The organism is Pseudomonas sp. FW305-20, from assembly GCF_058788075.1.
In genome coordinates, this window is the sequence record NZ_JBYTAJ010000015.1 from 103,632 (window position 1) to 119,335 (window position 15,704).

Annotated in this window: 17 protein-coding genes; 15 read left to right on the plus strand and 2 right to left on the minus strand. The window is 60.3% G+C overall.

The genetic code is table 11. The features are described from left to right. Positions 1–11 precede the first annotated feature (11 nt). From flhF to AC3WP4_RS15335, 13 genes are all read left to right on the plus strand, one after another. Complete coding sequence (gene flhF / locus AC3WP4_RS15275) at positions 12–1,340, plus strand: flagellar biosynthesis GTPase FlhF (RefSeq protein ID WP_074874574.1); 1,329 nt, start codon at positions 12–14, stop codon at positions 1,338–1,340. Positions 1,341–1,454: 114 nt separating this feature from the next. Beyond that, positions 1,455–2,285 carry a flagellar synthesis regulator FleN gene (gene fleN / locus AC3WP4_RS15280; protein ID WP_008001746.1) on the plus strand — a complete coding sequence of 277 codons (831 nt, stop codon included), beginning with the start codon at positions 1,455–1,457 and terminating at the stop codon, positions 2,283–2,285. Beyond that, entirely contained in the window at positions 2,282–3,022 is a 741-nt protein-coding gene (fliA, locus tag AC3WP4_RS15285; RefSeq protein WP_074874576.1) for an RNA polymerase sigma factor FliA, read from the plus strand. Before fleN ends, fliA begins: the two co-directional genes overlap by 4 nt. 167 nt (positions 3,023–3,189) lie before the next feature. Next, positions 3,190–3,561, plus strand: coding sequence for a chemotaxis response regulator CheY (locus AC3WP4_RS15290; protein ID WP_008072643.1), 372 nt, complete (start codon positions 3,190–3,192; stop codon positions 3,559–3,561). Positions 3,562–3,583: 22 nt separating this feature from the next. Further along, positions 3,584–4,372, plus strand: coding sequence for a protein phosphatase CheZ (locus tag AC3WP4_RS15295; RefSeq protein ID WP_074874578.1), 789 nt, complete (start codon positions 3,584–3,586; stop codon positions 4,370–4,372). A 14-nt stretch (positions 4,373–4,386) separates the two neighbouring features. Continuing rightward, on the plus strand, positions 4,387–6,624 hold the full coding sequence (locus AC3WP4_RS15300) for a chemotaxis protein CheA (RefSeq protein ID WP_102615892.1): 2,238 nt from the start codon (positions 4,387–4,389) through the stop codon (positions 6,622–6,624). Between the two features lie 49 nt (positions 6,625–6,673). Beyond that, positions 6,674–7,804 carry a protein-glutamate methylesterase/protein-glutamine glutaminase gene (locus AC3WP4_RS15305; protein WP_102615891.1) on the plus strand — a complete coding sequence of 377 codons (1,131 nt, stop codon included), beginning with the start codon at positions 6,674–6,676 and terminating at the stop codon, positions 7,802–7,804. Next, positions 7,804–8,544 (plus strand): flagellar motor protein, encoded by a 741-nt coding sequence (locus AC3WP4_RS15310; RefSeq protein WP_074874584.1) that lies wholly within the window; start codon positions 7,804–7,806, stop codon positions 8,542–8,544. Before AC3WP4_RS15305 ends, AC3WP4_RS15310 begins: the two co-directional genes overlap by 1 nt. A 15-nt stretch (positions 8,545–8,559) precedes the next feature. Continuing rightward, entirely contained in the window at positions 8,560–9,450 is an 891-nt protein-coding gene (gene motD, locus AC3WP4_RS15315; RefSeq protein WP_074874586.1) for a flagellar motor protein MotD, read from the plus strand. Between the two features lie 42 nt (positions 9,451–9,492). After that, on the plus strand, positions 9,493–10,281 hold the full coding sequence (locus AC3WP4_RS15320; RefSeq protein ID WP_074874587.1) for a ParA family protein: 789 nt from the start codon (positions 9,493–9,495) through the stop codon (positions 10,279–10,281). Positions 10,282–10,309: 28 nt separating this feature from the next. After that, positions 10,310–11,194 carry a CheW domain-containing protein gene (locus AC3WP4_RS15325; RefSeq protein ID WP_102615890.1) on the plus strand — a complete coding sequence of 295 codons (885 nt, stop codon included), beginning with the start codon at positions 10,310–10,312 and terminating at the stop codon, positions 11,192–11,194. A gap of 88 nt (positions 11,195–11,282) precedes the next feature. Next, positions 11,283–11,768 (plus strand): chemotaxis protein CheW, encoded by a 486-nt coding sequence (locus AC3WP4_RS15330; RefSeq protein WP_008155806.1) that lies wholly within the window; start codon positions 11,283–11,285, stop codon positions 11,766–11,768. Beyond that, positions 11,769–12,161 (plus strand): DUF2802 domain-containing protein, encoded by a 393-nt coding sequence (locus tag AC3WP4_RS15335; protein WP_056742068.1) that lies wholly within the window; start codon positions 11,769–11,771, stop codon positions 12,159–12,161. 121 nt (positions 12,162–12,282) lie between these two features. Here AC3WP4_RS15335 and AC3WP4_RS15340 read toward each other — a convergent pair whose 3' ends face one another. Further along, positions 12,283–12,612, minus strand: a complete 330-nt coding sequence (locus AC3WP4_RS15340; protein ID WP_102615889.1) for an EscU/YscU/HrcU family type III secretion system export apparatus switch protein — start codon at positions 12,610–12,612, stop codon at positions 12,283–12,285. Further along, on the minus strand, positions 12,609–14,183 hold the full coding sequence (gene fliK / locus AC3WP4_RS15345; protein ID WP_074874597.1) for a flagellar hook-length control protein FliK: 1,575 nt from the start codon (positions 14,181–14,183) through the stop codon (positions 12,609–12,611). The genes AC3WP4_RS15340 and fliK overlap by 4 nt, the downstream gene beginning before the upstream one ends. 197 nt (positions 14,184–14,380) lie before the next feature. On the opposite strand from fliK, the gene ccmA reads away from it, so the two are divergent. After that, positions 14,381–15,016 (plus strand): cytochrome c biogenesis heme-transporting ATPase CcmA, encoded by a 636-nt coding sequence (gene ccmA / locus AC3WP4_RS15350; RefSeq protein ID WP_074874598.1) that lies wholly within the window; start codon positions 14,381–14,383, stop codon positions 15,014–15,016. Continuing rightward, entirely contained in the window at positions 15,013–15,681 is a 669-nt protein-coding gene (ccmB, locus tag AC3WP4_RS15355; RefSeq protein ID WP_008155797.1) for a heme exporter protein CcmB, read from the plus strand. Before ccmA ends, ccmB begins: the two co-directional genes overlap by 4 nt. Positions 15,682–15,704: the final 23 nt, after the last annotated feature.

Below are 15,704 nucleotides of genomic sequence, written 5' to 3' on the forward strand. Positions count from 1 at the left end.
GGTAGTGGTTTATGCAAGTTAAGCGTTTTTTCGCCGCCGATATGCGTCAGGCCATGAAACTGGTTCGTGATGAGCTGGGCGCTGATGCCGCCATCATTGGCAACCGCCGGATCGCCGGTGGCGTCGAGCTGACGGCTGCCCTGGATTACAAATTGTCGGCGCTGGCCCCGCGCGTTCCGAACATGGAACTCGAAGACGAGCTGCGCAAGACCCAGTCGCGGATCGTCACCGCCCAGGCCGAACTGAGCCTGCGCAGCGATGGCGAGAGCGACAAGTCCACCAATCGCCAATTGTTCGCCGGCCTGCCACTGACCGCCGCCGAGCCGCTGATCGAACCGACGTACACCGAACCCCATCGTCCTGCACCGGTTGCGGCACCAGCCTCTGGTGGCGTCGACCCACGGGCGTTCGACTCGATGCGTTTCGAGCTCAACAGCCTGCGCGAACTGATGGAAGTGCAACTCGGCTCCCTGGCCTGGAATCAGCTGCAAGGCAGCCGTCCGGCCCAGGCCAATCTTTGGCGTCGCCTGCAACGCATCGGCCTGTCCGGCCCGTTGTCGCGCGATTTGCTGGCGCTGATTACCGATATTGAAGAACCTCGTCAGGCCTGGCGCATGTTGCTGGCACACCTGGCGCGGATGATCGCCACACCGGAAGTCGAGCCTCTGGAGGAGGGCGGCGTGATTGCCATGGTCGGTCCTGCCGGCATGGGCAAGACCACCACCCTGGCCAAGCTCGCGGCCCGTTACGTGCTCAAGTACGGCGCGCAGAACATCGCGCTGGTCAGCATGGACAGTTTCCGTATTGGTGCTCAGGAACAACTCAAGACGTTGGGCCGGATCCTCAATGTGTCGGTGACTCACGTCGATCCGGGGCAGTCACTGGTACAGGCGCTGGAGCCCTTGCTGCGCAAACGCGTGGTGCTGATCGATACCGCGGGCCTTCAGGCCAGCGATCCGGCACTGCGCATGCAGCTCGAAAGCCTGGCCGGTCGTGGCATCAAATCGAAAAATTATCTGGTTTTGGCAACCACCAGCCAGAAACAGGTTCTAACGGCCGCTTATCACAGTTACAAGCGTTGTGGGCTCGCTGGCTGCATCCTGACTAAACTGGATGAAACGGCAAGTCTGGGCGAGGTGTTGAGCCTGGCCATCAGTCATGAACTGCCGGTGGCCTACCTGACCGATGGCCCGCGGATCCCGGATGATTTGCATCTGCCGCGTCGTCATCAGTTGGTCAGTCGCGCTGTAAGCGTGCAAATGCAAGAAGAACCCAGCGAAGAAGCCATGGCTGACATGTTCGCTGATATTTACCACAGCCCGACCAAGCAGGTGGGCTGAGGTACTAATGACAGTTTTTGTACCTACATCGATGGCCTGCCATGCATTGTTCAGTTAATGAACGCGCAGCCAGTAATGTGGCCTCCGTCTAAGTAAGACAAGGTAAAGAAATTCATGGGCAGCATGCATCCCGTACAGGTGATCGCGGTGACCGGCGGCAAAGGTGGCGTCGGGAAGACTAACGTGTCAGTGAACTTGTCCCTGGCTCTAGCTGAGCTCGGTCGGCGCGTCATGCTGTTGGACGCCGATCTGGGGCTGGCGAACGTCGACGTCCTGCTGGGGCTGACACCCAAACGTACGTTGGCCGACGTGATCGAAGGCCGCTGCGAGCTGCGCGACGTACTGTTGCAGGGCCCTGGCGGCATCCGCATCGTTCCGGCCGCGTCCGGCACACAGAGCATGGTTCATTTGAGCCCGGCCCAGCACGCCGGCCTGATCCAGGCGTTCAGCGATATCGGCGACAACCTCGACGTGCTGGTGATCGACACCGCGGCGGGCATTGGTGACTCGGTCGTCAGTTTCGTCCGTGCAGCGCAAGAAGTCTTGCTGGTGGTCTGCGACGAACCGACCTCGATTACCGATGCTTACGCACTGATCAAACTGCTGAACCGCGATTACGGCATGAACCGCTTCCGCGTCCTGGCCAACATGGCCCAGAGCCCGCAGGAAGGGCGCAACCTGTTCGCCAAGTTGACCAAGGTCACGGATCGCTTCCTGGACGTCGCCTTACAATACGTCGGCGCGGTGCCTTACGACGAAAGCGTGCGCAAGGCTGTGCAGAAGCAGCGCGCCGTCTACGAAGCCTTCCCGCGGTCCAAGTGCTCACTGGCGTTCAAGGCCATTGCCCAGAAGGTCGATACCTGGCCGCTGCCTGCCAACCCGCGTGGGCACCTGGAGTTTTTCGTCGAGCGCCTCGTGCAACAGACCGCAGGACCTGTGCTATGACAGCCGGTGGCTACAACCTTTACAAGAAGTCGGCACGTGACGCGCAGTACGAGCTGATCGAGCGTTACGCGCCACTGGTTAAACGCATTGCCTACCACTTGCTGGCGCGTCTGCCGGCCAGTGTCCAGGTCGAAGACCTGATCCAGGCCGGGATGATCGGCCTGCTTGAAGTGTCGACCAAATACGACGCCAGCAAAGGCGCGAGTTTCGAGACGTACGCGGGCATTCGAATCCGCGGCGCGATGCTCGACGAAGTACGCAAGGGGGACTGGGCGCCACGTTCGGTCCACCGCAATACCCGGATGGTCAGCGACGCCATTCGCTCGATTGAAGCTAAAACCGGCCGTGACGCTAAAGATCACGAAGTTGCGGCCGAACTCCAATTGAGTCTCGACGATTATTACGGGATTTTGAACGACACCCTGGGTAGCCGGTTATTCAGTTTCGACGATCTGTTGCAGGACGGCGAACACGAAGGGCTGCACGAGGATGGCGCGAGTGCACATCTGGAGCCGTCACGCGATCTGGAAGATGAACGCTTCCAGGCGGCGCTGGCGGACGCGATTGCCAATTTGCCGGAGCGTGAGCGACTGGTGTTGGCGCTGTACTACGACGAAGAGCTGAACCTCAAGGAAATCGGTGAGGTCCTGGGGGTCAGCGAATCGCGGGTCAGCCAGTTACATAGCCAGTGCGCGGCCCGTTTGCGGGGGCGTTTGGGGGAGTGGCGAGCGCGCTGAAGGCAGTGTGGGGGCACTGCGAACGCGGCTGGTGGGGTGTTGAACCTTGCCGGTCACGATCTGTTGTGCTCCAGACAGTCATCGAGTGCATTGCCGGATTGATTGAAATGGCGTGTCCAGGTGCTGGGCGCGTTTAAGACTGCTTGGAGGTCGAATTGGACAAGAACATGAAAATCCTCATCGTTGATGACTTCTCAACGATGCGGCGGATCATAAAAAACCTGTTGCGTGACCTTGGGTTCACCAACACGGTCGAGGCTGACGATGGCATCACTGCGATCCCGGTCCTCAACAGCGGCAGCATCGACTTTCTGGTAACGGACTGGAACATGCCTGGCATGACCGGCATCGATCTGCTGCGTCACGTACGCGCGGATGAAAAGCTCAAGCACCTGCCAGTGCTGATGGTCACCGCTGAAGCCAAGCGCGAGCAGATCATCGAAGCGGCCCAGGCCGGTGTTAACGGCTATGTGGTCAAACCCTTCACGGCCCAGGCGTTGAAAGACAAAATCGAAAAGATTTTCGAACGCATCGGTTGATCCACTTCGCCACGGGGGAGCTATGGAGCATAACGAGTCTTCACAGGGCGATTTCGAATCGACCCTGAAAAAACACGCGGTCGAACTGGTCGAAAGCCTTGAAAAAGGCAGGTTCGGCGACGCTGTGCAACTGATCCATGAGCTCAATCAGACCCGTGACCGTGGCCTGTATCAGGAAGTGGGCAAGCTCACTCGCGAGCTGCATAGTGCGATCGTCAATTTCCAGATTGACCCGAACATGCCGCAAGCCGAGGAGGTCTCGCAGATCACGGATGCCACCGAGCGCTTGGGTTATGTGGTCAAGCTGACCGAAGCCGCGGCCAACCGCACCATGGACCTGGTGGAAAACGCCACGCCGCTGGTCAACGGCCTGAGCAACGAAGCCCAGGCCTTGAGCACCGATTGGGGACGGTTCATGCGTCGCGAAGTCGGGGCTGAAGAGTTCCGCGAGCTGGCTCGGCGAGTCGACGGTTTCCTGACACGCAGCAGCGAAGACAATCGCGTTGTGTCGAGCAACCTCAACGACATTCTGCTCGCTCAGGATTACCAGGACCTCACCGGTCAGGTGATCAAGCGCGTGACCCAACTGGTCACCGAAGTTGAAAGCAACCTGCTCAAGCTCGTGCTTATGGCCAGTCAGGTGGACCGCTTTGCGGGCATCGAACATGACCGTGAAGCGATGCTGGCAGAAAAAGATCCGCAAAAACATCTCTCTCAGGGTGAAGGTCCGCAGATTCATGCCGATAAAAGAGAAGACGTTGTGTCCGGTCAGGACGATGTAGACGATTTGCTTTCCAGCCTTGGATTCTAGGAGCACCCCTACACATGAGCTTCGGCGCCGATGAAGAGATCCTTCAGGATTTCCTGGTTGAGGCCGGCGAGATTCTAGAGCAACTGTCCGAACAGCTGGTCGAGCTTGAAAGCCGACCTGATGATGCGGACTTGCTCAATGCAATTTTTCGCGGTTTTCACACTGTAAAAGGAGGCGCCGGCTTCCTCCAGCTCAACGAGCTGGTGGAGTGCTGTCACATCGCCGAGAACGTGTTCGACATCCTGCGCAAGGGTGAACGTCGCGTCGACTCGGAACTGATGGACGTGGTTCTTGAAGCGCTGGATGCGGTGAACGGCATGTTCACCGAAGTCCGCGAGCGCAGCCCGATCACGGCTGCCACACCAGAATTGCTGGCGGCACTGGCCCGTTTGGCCGAGCCGAAAACCGCCGATGAAACGGCACCGGTCGCTGGCGTGGTGGAAGAACCTGCCGCCGAGAGCGAGTCGGGTGACATCACCGATAACGAATTCGAACAACTGCTGGACTCGCTGAACGCCGTCAAGGCTCAGGCAGAAGCCCCGGCAGTTGTGCCAGCGCCGAGCAGCAATGCAGCGGGCAGCGACGAAATCACCGATGCCGAGTTCGAGTCGTTGCTCGATCAACTGCACGGTAAAGGCCAGTTCGCCGTCGATGCGGTAGCCTCGGCGCCAGCCGCACCGGTTGCCCCGAAAGCGCCAGGCGACAGCTCCGATATCACCGACGACGAGTTCGAAGCACTGCTCGATCAACTGCACGGCAAGGGCAACTTTGCCGTTGATGCGCTGGAGTCGGCCATTGCTGCGGTCCCGGCCCCGGCTGCGCCTACCGCAAAAGCGGCTGGCGGCGATCTGATCTCCGATCACGAGTTCGAATCGCTGCTCGACGAATTGCACGGCAAAGGCAAGTTCACTGAAGTCGGCACTGGCGCCGCTGTTTCGGCACCTGTCACCAAGGCTCCTGCCGCTGCAGCGAAACCTGTCGCCAAAGCGCCCGAGCCTAAAGCCGAAGCGCCGAAGCCTGCTGCTACCCCGGCCCCGGCTCGTGCCGCGTCTGCGCCGCCAGCGGAAAAACCGGCCAGCGAAGCCGAGACCACCGTGCGCGTCGATACCGCACGTCTCGACGAAATCATGAACATGGTCGGCGAGTTGGTACTGGTGCGTAACCGTTTGGTCCGTCTGGGCCTCAACAGCGGCGACGAAGCCATGTCCAAGGCCGTGTCGAACCTCGACGTGGTCACGGCCGACCTGCAAACCGCGGTCATGAAGACCCGGATGCAACCGATCAAGAAGGTCTTCGGGCGCTTCCCTCGTCTGGTTCGCGACCTGGCTCGCCAGCTCAAGAAAGAGATCAACCTGGAACTGGTCGGCGAAGAAACCGACCTCGACAAGAACCTCGTCGAGGCCCTGGCCGACCCGCTGGTCCACTTGGTGCGCAACTCGGTCGACCACGGTATTGAAGAGCCGGCCGAGCGTGAAGCGATGGGCAAGCCGCGCAGCGGCAAGGTGATCCTGTCCGCTGAACAGGAAGGCGACCACATCCTGCTGTCGATCTCCGATGACGGCAAGGGCATGGACGCCGACGTTCTGCGCGGCATTGCCGTGAAGAAAGGCTTGATGGACAAGGATGCGGCGGATCGTCTCAGCGAGTCCGATTGCTTCAACCTAATCTTCGCGCCGGGTTTCTCGACCAAGACCGAAATTTCCGACGTCTCCGGTCGCGGTGTGGGCATGGACGTGGTGAAAACCAAAATCGCCCAGCTCAACGGCACCATCAATATCTACTCGACCAAGGGCAAGGGCTCGAAGATCGTCATCAAGGTCCCGTTGACCCTGGCGATCATGCCGACGCTGATGGTCATGCTGGGCAACCAGGCGTTTGCGTTCCCGCTGGTGAACGTCAACGAGATCTTCCACCTCGACCTGTCGCGCACCAACGTGGTGGACGGCCAGGAAGTGGTGATCGTGCGGGACAAGGCGCTGCCATTGTTCTACCTCAAACGCTGGTTGGTCAGTTCCGCCGCTCACGAAGAGCAGCGCGAAGGCCATGTGGTGATCCTTTCGGTGGGCACGCAGCGGATCGGCTTCGTCGTCGATCAACTGGTGGGCCAGGAAGAAGTGGTCATCAAGCCATTGGGCAAAATGCTCCAGGGAACCCCGGGCATGTCCGGCGCCACCATCACCGGTGACGGCCGCATTGCGCTGATTCTCGATGTTCCGAGCATGCTCAAGCGTTACGCCGCACGGCGTATTTGATTCTGGTGGGGCGGGGCGACTGAGCCTCGCTCCGCCTAACGGAGTGTTTATGGCAGTTAAAGTCCTGGTGGTGGACGATTCGGGGTTTTTCCGCCGCCGCGTCTCGGAAATTCTTTCAGCGGATCCGAATATCCAGGTCGTCGGCACGGCGACCAACGGAAAAGAGGCGATTGATCAGGCGCTGGCCCTCAAGCCAGACGTGATCACCATGGACTACGAGATGCCGATGATGGATGGCATCACGGCAGTGCGGCACATCATGCAGCGCTGCCCGACCCCGGTGTTGATGTTCTCCTCGCTGACCCACGAAGGCGCTCGGGTAACCCTCGATGCGCTGGACGCTGGCGCGGTGGATTTCCTGCCGAAGAATTTCGAAGACATCTCCCGCAACCCGGAGAAGGTCAAGCAACTGCTGTGCGAAAAGATTCTCAGCATCTCGCGCAGTAACCGTCGCGCCAACACCTACAGCGCTCCGGCACCTGTAGCCGCACCCGCCCCGACGCCTGCACCTTCGAGCGTCAGCAGCTACGGCAGCAGCGCGCCTGCGCGTCCGGCACCGGCGCCGATTCCAGCGCGTACCCCTGCGCCAGCCTCGTCGTCGCCAGCGCCGAAACGCAAAGCCTACAAACTGGTCGCCATCGGCACGTCCACTGGCGGCCCGGTTGCCTTGCAGCGGGTGCTGACCCAGTTGCCGGCCAGTTTCCCCGCACCGATCGTATTGATCCAGCACATGCCGGCGGCCTTTACCAAGGCTTTCGCCGAGCGTCTGGACAAGCTCTGCCGCATCAGCGTCAAGGAAGCCGAGGATGGCGACATCCTGCGTCCGGGCCTGGCGTTGCTGGCGCCGGGTGGCAAGCAAATGATGATCGACGGCCGTGGCGCGGTGAAAATCCTGCCGGGCGACGAACGCCTGAACTACAAGCCGTGCGTGGACATCACCTTCGGTTCCGCGGCCAAGTCTTACGGTGACAAAGTTCTGGCGGTCGTATTGACCGGCATGGGCGCCGATGGTCGTGAAGGCGCGCGTCTGCTCAAACAGGGCGGCAGTGCAATCTGGGCGCAGGATGAAGCCAGCTGCGTGATCTACGGCATGCCGATGGCCATCGTCAAAGCCGAACTCGCTGACGCGGTGTACAGCCTGGACGATATTGGCAAGCATTTGGTCGAGGCTTGTATCTGATGGATGTTTTAAGCCTCATCGGGATCATCATGGCGTTCGTCGCCATTATTGGCGGCAACTACCTTGAAGGCGGCCACCTCGGCGCCCTGGCCAACGGCCCGGCGGCGTTGATCGTTATCGGCGGAACCGTCGGTGCGGCGCTGCTGCAGTCACCGATGAGCGCCTTCAAACGCGCCATGCAGATTCTGGCCTGGATCCTGTTTCCACCTCGCGTAGACCTCGCCGGTGGCGTCGATCGCGTCGTCAACTGGAGCCTGACCGCACGCAAGGAAGGCCTGCTGGGTCTGGAAGGGGTGGCCGACGCCGAACCTGACAACTACTCGCGCAAAGGCCTGCAACTGCTGGTGGATGGCGCCGAGCCGGAAGCGATTCGCAGCATTCTGGAAGTGGATTTCTACACCCAGGAAAGCCGCGACATCGAAGCCGCCAAAGTCTTCGAAAGCATGGGCGGCTACGCGCCGACCATCGGCATCATCGGTGCGGTGATGGGGCTGATCCACGTGATGGGCAACCTGGCCGATCCCTCGCAACTGGGTAGCGGCATTGCCGTGGCCTTCGTCGCGACCATCTATGGCGTGGCCAGTGCCAACCTGGTGCTGCTGCCGATTGCCGCCAAACTCAAGGCTGTTGCTTTGCGGCAGTCGCGTTATCGCGAAATGTTGTTGGAAGGCATTCTGTCGATCGCCGAAGGTGAAAACCCTCGCTCTATTGAGTTGAAGCTTCAAGGCTTCATGGATTGATGGGGGTAATGGACTATGGCTCGTCGTCGGCAACCTGAAGAACATGTAAACCATGAACGCTGGCTGGTTTCATACGCCGACTTCATTACGTTGCTGTTCGCTTTCTTCGTGGTGATGTACTCGATCTCTTCGATCAACGAAGGCAAGTACAAGGTTATTTCCGAAGCGTTGATCGGGGTCTTTACCGACTCCGACCGCGCCCTCAAGCCGATCCCGATCGGTGACGAGCGACCGCAGACCGTGACCCCGGCCAAGCCGCTGGTTAAAGACGCCGAGCAGGTCGACGCCGGAATCGCGGGTGCCAGCGATCCGCTCAAAAGCATCGCCGATGACATCAGCGCGGCGTTCGGCGACCTGATCAGCTCCAACCAGATGACCATTCGCGGCAACGAGTTGTGGGTCGAGATCGAACTCAATTCCAGCCTGTTGTTCGGCAGCGGTGACGCCATGCCCAGCGACATCGCGTTCAACATCATCGACAAGGTTGCCGCGATTCTGAAACCGTTCGACAACCCGATTCACGTCGAAGGATTCACTGACGATCAACCGATCCGCACCGCGCAATACCCGACCAACTGGGAGCTGTCCTCGGCTCGTTCGGCGAGCATCGTGCGCATGCTGGCGATGCAGGGTGTGAACCCGGGTCGCCTGGCGTCGGTGGGTTACGGCGAGTTCCAGCCAGTGGCCAACAACGCCACTGCCGAAGGGCGGGCGCGTAACCGTCGCGTGGTATTGGTGGTGTCACGAAATCTTGATGTACGCCGCAGCCTCACGGGTACCGGAACGGCCAATGCGAAACCGGATGCCGCGTTGAAGCGTGCTGGCACACAAACTGCACCGACCCCGGTCAAGTCGCCGGGACGAGAGAGTGCCGTCAATTCTCCGTCACCCGCATTAATACGTTGAGCTATTTCTCGGTCGGCATTTCGACCGGGAGGAACAATCCGAATGAGAGTCTGGGCCGTTGCCAATCAAAAGGGTGGTGTTGGTAAAACCACTTCCTCTATCGCTTTAGCCGGTTTGCTGGCCGAGGCGGGCAAGCGCGTGGTCGTGGTCGATCTCGACCCCCACGGCTCCATGACCAGCTACTTCGGTTACGACCCCGACAGTCTGGAACACAGCAGCTACGACCTGTTCCTGCACAAGGGCAGTGTGCCGCAAGGTTTGCCCGGTCAGTTGCTGTTGCCCACCAGCCACGAAAGTATTTCCCTGCTGCCATCAAGCACCGCACTCGCTACCCTCGAGCGCCAGTCGCCGGGACAGAGCGGCTTGGGCCTGGTGATTGCCAAGAGCCTGGCGCAACTTTGGCAGGACTTCGATTACGCCGTGATCGACAGCCCGCCGTTGCTTGGCGTGCTGATGGTCAATGCCTTGGCGGCGAGCCAGCAATTGGTCATTCCGGTGCAGACTGAACACCTGGCGGTCAAAGGCCTGGAACGCATGGTCAATACCCTGGCGATGATCAACCGTTCGCGTAAACAGGCGCTGCCGTTCAGCATCGTGCCGACCCTGTTCGACCGCCGCACGCAGGCTTCTCTCAGCACGCTGCGAGTATTGCGCGACAAGTACCCGGAAGAAATCTGGCAGGGCTACATCCCGGTCGATACCCGCTTGCGCGACGCCAGCCGTGCCGGCGTGACGCCTTCGCAGTTCGACGGCAAGAGCCGTGGGGTGCTGGCTTATCGCGCGTTGCTCAAGCATTTGCTGGCCGCACAACTTGTCCCGACGGTGGCCTGATGAACACAGCTCCTACGGTGGTGCGCGCATGAACCGGCCCGTGAAGGTCACCTCGCGCCCGCAACTGGCTCTCCAGTCTTATCTGGACAGCTTGCTGATGGAGGCGACTGAAGAGTTGCCGCTGGAAGTCGAAGCACTGGTTGAAGTCATTGAAGTTGTCGAAGCGGTCGAAGTTGAAGCGGCGCTGGACGAGTTCCAGGCAGCGGTTCTTGAAGAGCAGGCTCGCGATGCGCAGAACCCCGCCGTGGTTGCCGCACCGGTAGCGGCGCCCGTGGCGAAGGCCCCAGTGGCGCTGGTCGAAGCACCTGCACCGATGCTGGCGCCGGTATCGACCATCGCACCGTTGCTGCAAGCGCTTGTGCCGCCGGTTGTAGAAGTCCACCGGCCACCGAGCAATACGCCGCCACCCGTGGAAACCGATGGTCGCCCGTCCTGGGCTGCCGAGCCGTTCGAATGCCTGTTGTTCGACGTCGCCGGGCTGACCCTCGCGGTGCCGCTGGTGTGTCTGGGTTCGATTTATTCGTTGGCCGGCCACGAGCTGACACCGCTGTTCGGTCAGCCGGAGTGGTTCCTCGGGATCCTGCCGAGCCAGGCCGGCAACCTGAAAGTGTTGGACACCGCGCGTTGGGTCATGCCCGACCGTTACCGCGACGATTTCCGCCAAGGCCTGCAATACGTTATTTCGGTTCAGGGCTACGAATGGGGGCTGGCGGTGCATCAGGTCAGCCGCTCGTTGCGCCTGGACCCGAACGAAATCAAATGGAGAAGTCACCGAGGTCAGCGGCCATGGCTCGCCGGCACGGTGATTGAGCACATGTGTGCGCTGCTGGACGTTTCCGCCCTGGCCGAGTTGATCGCCAGCGGCGGGGCAAAGCACATGAGCGGCAGCAAGCCGCTACACAAACCGACATAGCTGCCGACATAACAAGTATGCGACGGCATTGTTGAATGCCGCCTACAGAACACACACCGCCAGAAGCGGTTTTTCGAGGGGTCAGGGTATGAGTAATCAAGCGACGAATGCAAAAGGTTCTGAAGATCCGATCCTGCAATGGGTAACCTTCAAACTGGACAATGAAACCTACGGCATCAACGTGATGCGCGTTCAGGAAGTCCTGCGTTACACCGAGATCGCCCCGGTCCCGGGTGCCCCGAGCTACGTGCTGGGCATCATCAACCTGCGCGGCAACGTGGTCACCGTGATCGACACCCGCCAGCGCTTCGGCCTGATGAATGCCGAGATCAGCGACAACACCCGAATCGTCATCATCGAAGCCGACAAGCAAGTCGTCGGGATCATGGTCGACAGCGTGGCCGAAGTGGTTTACCTGCGTCAGTCGGAAATCGAGACCGCGCCGAACGTCGGTAACGAAGAATCCGCCAAGTTCATTCAAGGCGTGTGCAACAAGAACAACGAACTGCTGATCCTGGTCGAGCTGGACAAGATGATGAGCGAAGAAGAATGGTCGGACCTGGAGAACATCTGATTGATTCTTGAGGTAGCGGTCATTGTCCTGTTCCTCTTTTGGGCAGGCACGCTGGCGATGTTTCTGGCGTACATACGAGGCCAACGACTGATCGCCGCGCAACAGGCCCAGGGCGATGCGTTGCGTGATCAGCGCATCAAGGACCTGGCCAAGCGCGTCGAGGACTACCAAAGCGGCAACGTGCGCATGGGCGAAGACCTGCACGAACTGCGTGCGGTGGTTGGTCCGTTGCCGGACAAACTGGCTCAGCTGGAACAGCGCGATCCGTCGAGCCTGTCGTTTGCCCAGGCGGCAAAACTGGTCGGTATGGGTGCGAGCGTCGATGAACTGACTCAGTCCTGCGGCTTGACCCAGGCTGAGGCGGAGTTGATGAGCAAGTTGCACAAGAACTGATGCCTACCCAAGATCGTTCCCATGCTCTGCGTGGGAATGCCTCTTGGGACGCTCCGCGTTCCGCTGTTGAATGTGACGCGGAGCGTCACCGGCTGCATTCCCACGCAGAGCGTGGGAACGATCAATAGTCGTCGCCGCGATCGGTTATGTCCTTCTCCACCATCGGCGCATTCGGATCCTGCCCCTCGGGAAACTTACCCTTCAAATTCCACGCAAACGCAATGATCTCGGCAATCGTCCGATACAACTCCTCCGGAATACTCTCTCCCAGTTCCATCCGCGCCAGCAGTTTCACCAACTCGGGGTTCTCGTAGATCGGGACGTCGCACTCGCGGGCAATCTTCAGGATGGCTTCGGCCAGTGCTTCGTCACCTTTGGCCGTGAGGGTAGGGGCGTGGCTGCCGTCGTACTTGAGGGCGACGGCCTGGCGCGGGGTGTTGGGGTTTTTCATGCGGTTTCGTCGACCCAGCGTTGTTCGAGGCGGGTTTGAGGGCCTTGTGGCGGCGTGCCGAGGTGGCAATCGAGATCGCCGACATTCAGGCCGGACGCCAGCAGTCGTTGGCGCAGTTCGGCCAGATGACTTTCGATCAGGCTGGCGGTGTACGGGCGTTCGGCCCAGAGCTGGCTGGACAGGCTGCCTTTGATCAGTTGTGCCTGAATCTGCAATGGGCCCAAGGGCTCCATGTCGAACGCCAGGTCCACTCGCCACAATTGTTGTTTGGGTTCGCGCTCGTCGCGGCGTTCGTTTTGTTGTTCTTTCTCGGGTGCTTCTTCGCGCTGGAACTTGACCTGCAACGGCACGATGTCCTGCAGATTGCGCATCGGGATTTCCAGTTGCCACGTGCTCATCAACCGACCGTCGTCAGTGACGCCGGTCTGTTCCAGGCTCGACAGTTGATGGCTTTGCAGGCGTGAAACCGCCGCGGCTGCCAAACGCAGCAAGTGCTCGAGGTCGCCTTCGCCGTCCAAGCTTTTGAGCAGGCGCTCGGGCAGCGGGAAGCTGGTTGGCTGCGGTTTGGCGCTGACCTGACCGAGCATGCCGAGGGCACTGCGCACGAAGTTCGGCATGGCCTGGGCCAGGGTGTTGGCGGCAATGATCGCGTTGAGATTGGTGTTGGCCGGCAGGCTTGGGGTCAATTGTGCGATGAGCTTGAGCAGATCACCTTTCATGTCCGCGGCCAGCGCCGGGTTCTGACCGCTGAGCAATTTGGCTTCAAGGAACAGCCCACTATTGGCCAGTGCCTGGGCCAGCCCCTTTGGCGTGCTGAGTTGTTGAACATCGGGCAGGCCGGCGAGCAACTTGTCGACGGCGGCACGCAGGTCACTGGACGTCTGGTTCGAGGGCGGCAGGTTTTGCAGGAGTTTGAGCAGGCCATCCAGCGAGCCTTGACGACTCTGTTGGCTGACCAGTTGTTGGCTCACCGCCAATTGCTCCTGGCGGCTGCTCAACGGCACGAACTTCAATGTCTGGGTGTCCTGCACCAGCGCGCTCAGCAAGGTGCCGATGCGCAGGGGCGTGGGGCTGTCGATGTTCAGGGTGCTGCCGCTCAACGCGGTGTTGAGCAAACTCACCATCGAGCGAAACACCGTCGGCTGGCCCGGCACCTGTGGCAACACCTGGGAGGTCAGCACTTTGCCTTGCAGCAGGGTGCCGACGGGCAGTTGTGTCGTGTCGATACGAGTGAGCGTGGCGACGCTGGAGGCGATGGCCTGTTGCACGGTAACGGCCAGATTACTCGCCGACGGCTGAGTGATCGCCAGGCTGGTGCCCTGAGGCAGTGGTTGGCTGCTGGTGGCCTGGACCGTGGTCTGACGGCCGCTGTCGAGGGTGACCTTGAGCAACAGTTGAAAGGTCTGATCCGCCTGCTTGAGCGACAGCACTTCAGCCTTGGCGGTCTGACCGGCCGTGATCAGGCCCTCCATCGGCGTCAGTAACTTCAGCAGGTCGCCACTCACCACCAGCGGTCGCGAAGTCGCGGGCGTGGTTTGCGGGAGCGGAAGGATGTTCATTTCGCCTGTCATACGCGGTCACAACCTGAGGAAATTGCCCTCTTTAGAGTAGGGCATGGCATGTATAATGCGGCCCCGTTGTATCCGGGGCGCTGAAAACATTTCAAATACTTGATCCAGCTCCTTAGAACGGGCCGCCAATGCATTTATCCTGCATATCTTTAACGGCTGCTCCACTGCCGACTTGAACCCAAAAGGCCCGTGATCTCTTGACCAGTCCTGTCCTGCAAACCGTTGCCCTCGCCTGTGAGCGAGACCTTCGGCTGCTCTTCGAAAATCTCGAATTGAGACTGGCCAGTGGCGAAATGTTGCAAATCAGCGGCCCCAACGGCAGCGGCAAGACCAGCCTTTTACGCCTGCTTTGCGGGCTGATGCAGCCGACTGCCGGCCAGGTGCTGCTCAACGGCCAGCCATTGAACGAGCAACGCTTTGAGCTGGCGCGCAACCTGCTGTGGATCGGCCATGCCGCCGGGATCAAGGATTTGCTGACGCCGGAAGAAAACCTGAGCTGGCTGTGCGCCTTGCATCAACCTGCCTCCCAGGAGGCGATCTGGCAAGCGCTGGCGGCTGTGGGACTGCGGGGGTTCGAGGATGTTCCTTGCCATACGCTGTCTGCCGGGCAGCAACGCCGGGTCGCGTTGGCGCGGTTGTACCTGGAAAGCCCGCCGCTATGGATCCTCGATGAGCCATTCACCGCGCTCGACAAACAAGGCGTGGCGCAACTCGAAGAACATCTGGCCGCACACTGCGAGCGCGGCGGCATGGTGGTCTTGACCACTCACCACACGCTGACCCGGATGCCGGCCGGCTATCGCGACATTGACTTGGGGAATTGGGCCGTATGAGTGTTTTCGGCCTGTTGGTCGCCCGTGAAGCCCGATTGTTGTTCCGCCGTCCGGCGGAGTTGGCCAATCCGCTCGTATTCTTCGCGATCGTCGTTTCCCTGTTCCCGCTGGCGGTCGGCCCCGAGTCTCAATTGTTGCAAACCTTGTCTCCGGGACTGGTCTGGGTAGCAGCGCTTTTATCGGTTTTGCTCTCGCTGGACGGGCTTTTCCGCAGTGATTTCGAAGACGGATCGCTTGAACAGTGGGTCCTTTCGTCGCACCCCCTGCCTCTTCTGGTTTTGGCCAAGGTACTGGCACACTGGTCCTTCTCTGGCCTGGCACTGGTTTTGCTCGCGCCGTTACTGGCATTGATGCTTGGTTTGCCAACCGCCTGTCTGCCGGTGTTGCTGCTTTCCTTGTTGCTGGGTACACCGGTGCTGAGCCTGCTCGGTGCGGTGGGCGCGGCCCTGACGGTGGGATTGAAGCGCGGTGGCCTGTTACTGGCGCTGCTGATTCTGCCGTTGTACATCCCGGTGTTGATTCTCGGCAGTGGCGCCTTGCAGGCGGCATTGCAGGGGATGCCGGCGACCGGTTATCTCTTGTGGCTTGGTAGCCTGACCGCCCTGGCGATAACCCTGACACCTTTTGCAATCGCTGCTGGCCTGAAGATCAGCGTCGGCGAATAATGAGGTCTGGTTATTTTTTAACC

Excerpts from the sequence above, each read along its gene's own strand:
- flhF (WP_074874574.1), top strand. The coding sequence starts at position 12 with ATGCAAGTTAAGCGTTTTTTCGCCGCCGATATGCGTCAGGCCATGAAA.
- fleN (WP_008001746.1), top strand. The coding sequence starts at position 1,455 with ATGGGCAGCATGCATCCCGTACAGGTGATCGCGGTGACCGGCGGCAAA.
- fliA (WP_074874576.1), top strand. The coding sequence starts at position 2,282 with ATGACAGCCGGTGGCTACAACCTTTACAAGAAGTCGGCACGTGACGCG.
- AC3WP4_RS15290 (WP_008072643.1), top strand. The coding sequence starts at position 3,190 with ATGAAAATCCTCATCGTTGATGACTTCTCAACGATGCGGCGGATCATA.
- AC3WP4_RS15295 (WP_074874578.1), top strand. The coding sequence starts at position 3,584 with ATGGAGCATAACGAGTCTTCACAGGGCGATTTCGAATCGACCCTGAAA.
- AC3WP4_RS15300 (WP_102615892.1), top strand. The coding sequence starts at position 4,387 with ATGAGCTTCGGCGCCGATGAAGAGATCCTTCAGGATTTCCTGGTTGAG.
- AC3WP4_RS15305 (WP_102615891.1), top strand. The coding sequence starts at position 6,674 with ATGGCAGTTAAAGTCCTGGTGGTGGACGATTCGGGGTTTTTCCGCCGC.
- AC3WP4_RS15310 (WP_074874584.1), top strand. The coding sequence starts at position 7,804 with ATGGATGTTTTAAGCCTCATCGGGATCATCATGGCGTTCGTCGCCATT.
- motD (WP_074874586.1), top strand. The coding sequence starts at position 8,560 with ATGGCTCGTCGTCGGCAACCTGAAGAACATGTAAACCATGAACGCTGG.
- AC3WP4_RS15320 (WP_074874587.1), top strand. The coding sequence starts at position 9,493 with ATGAGAGTCTGGGCCGTTGCCAATCAAAAGGGTGGTGTTGGTAAAACC.
- AC3WP4_RS15325 (WP_102615890.1), top strand. The coding sequence starts at position 10,310 with ATGAACCGGCCCGTGAAGGTCACCTCGCGCCCGCAACTGGCTCTCCAG.
- AC3WP4_RS15330 (WP_008155806.1), top strand. The coding sequence starts at position 11,283 with ATGAGTAATCAAGCGACGAATGCAAAAGGTTCTGAAGATCCGATCCTG.
- AC3WP4_RS15340 (WP_102615889.1), bottom strand. The coding sequence starts at position 12,612 with ATGAAAAACCCCAACACCCCGCGCCAGGCCGTCGCCCTCAAGTACGAC.
- fliK (WP_074874597.1), bottom strand. The coding sequence starts at position 14,183 with ATGACAGGCGAAATGAACATCCTTCCGCTCCCGCAAACCACGCCCGCG.
- ccmB (WP_008155797.1), top strand. The coding sequence starts at position 15,013 with ATGAGTGTTTTCGGCCTGTTGGTCGCCCGTGAAGCCCGATTGTTGTTC.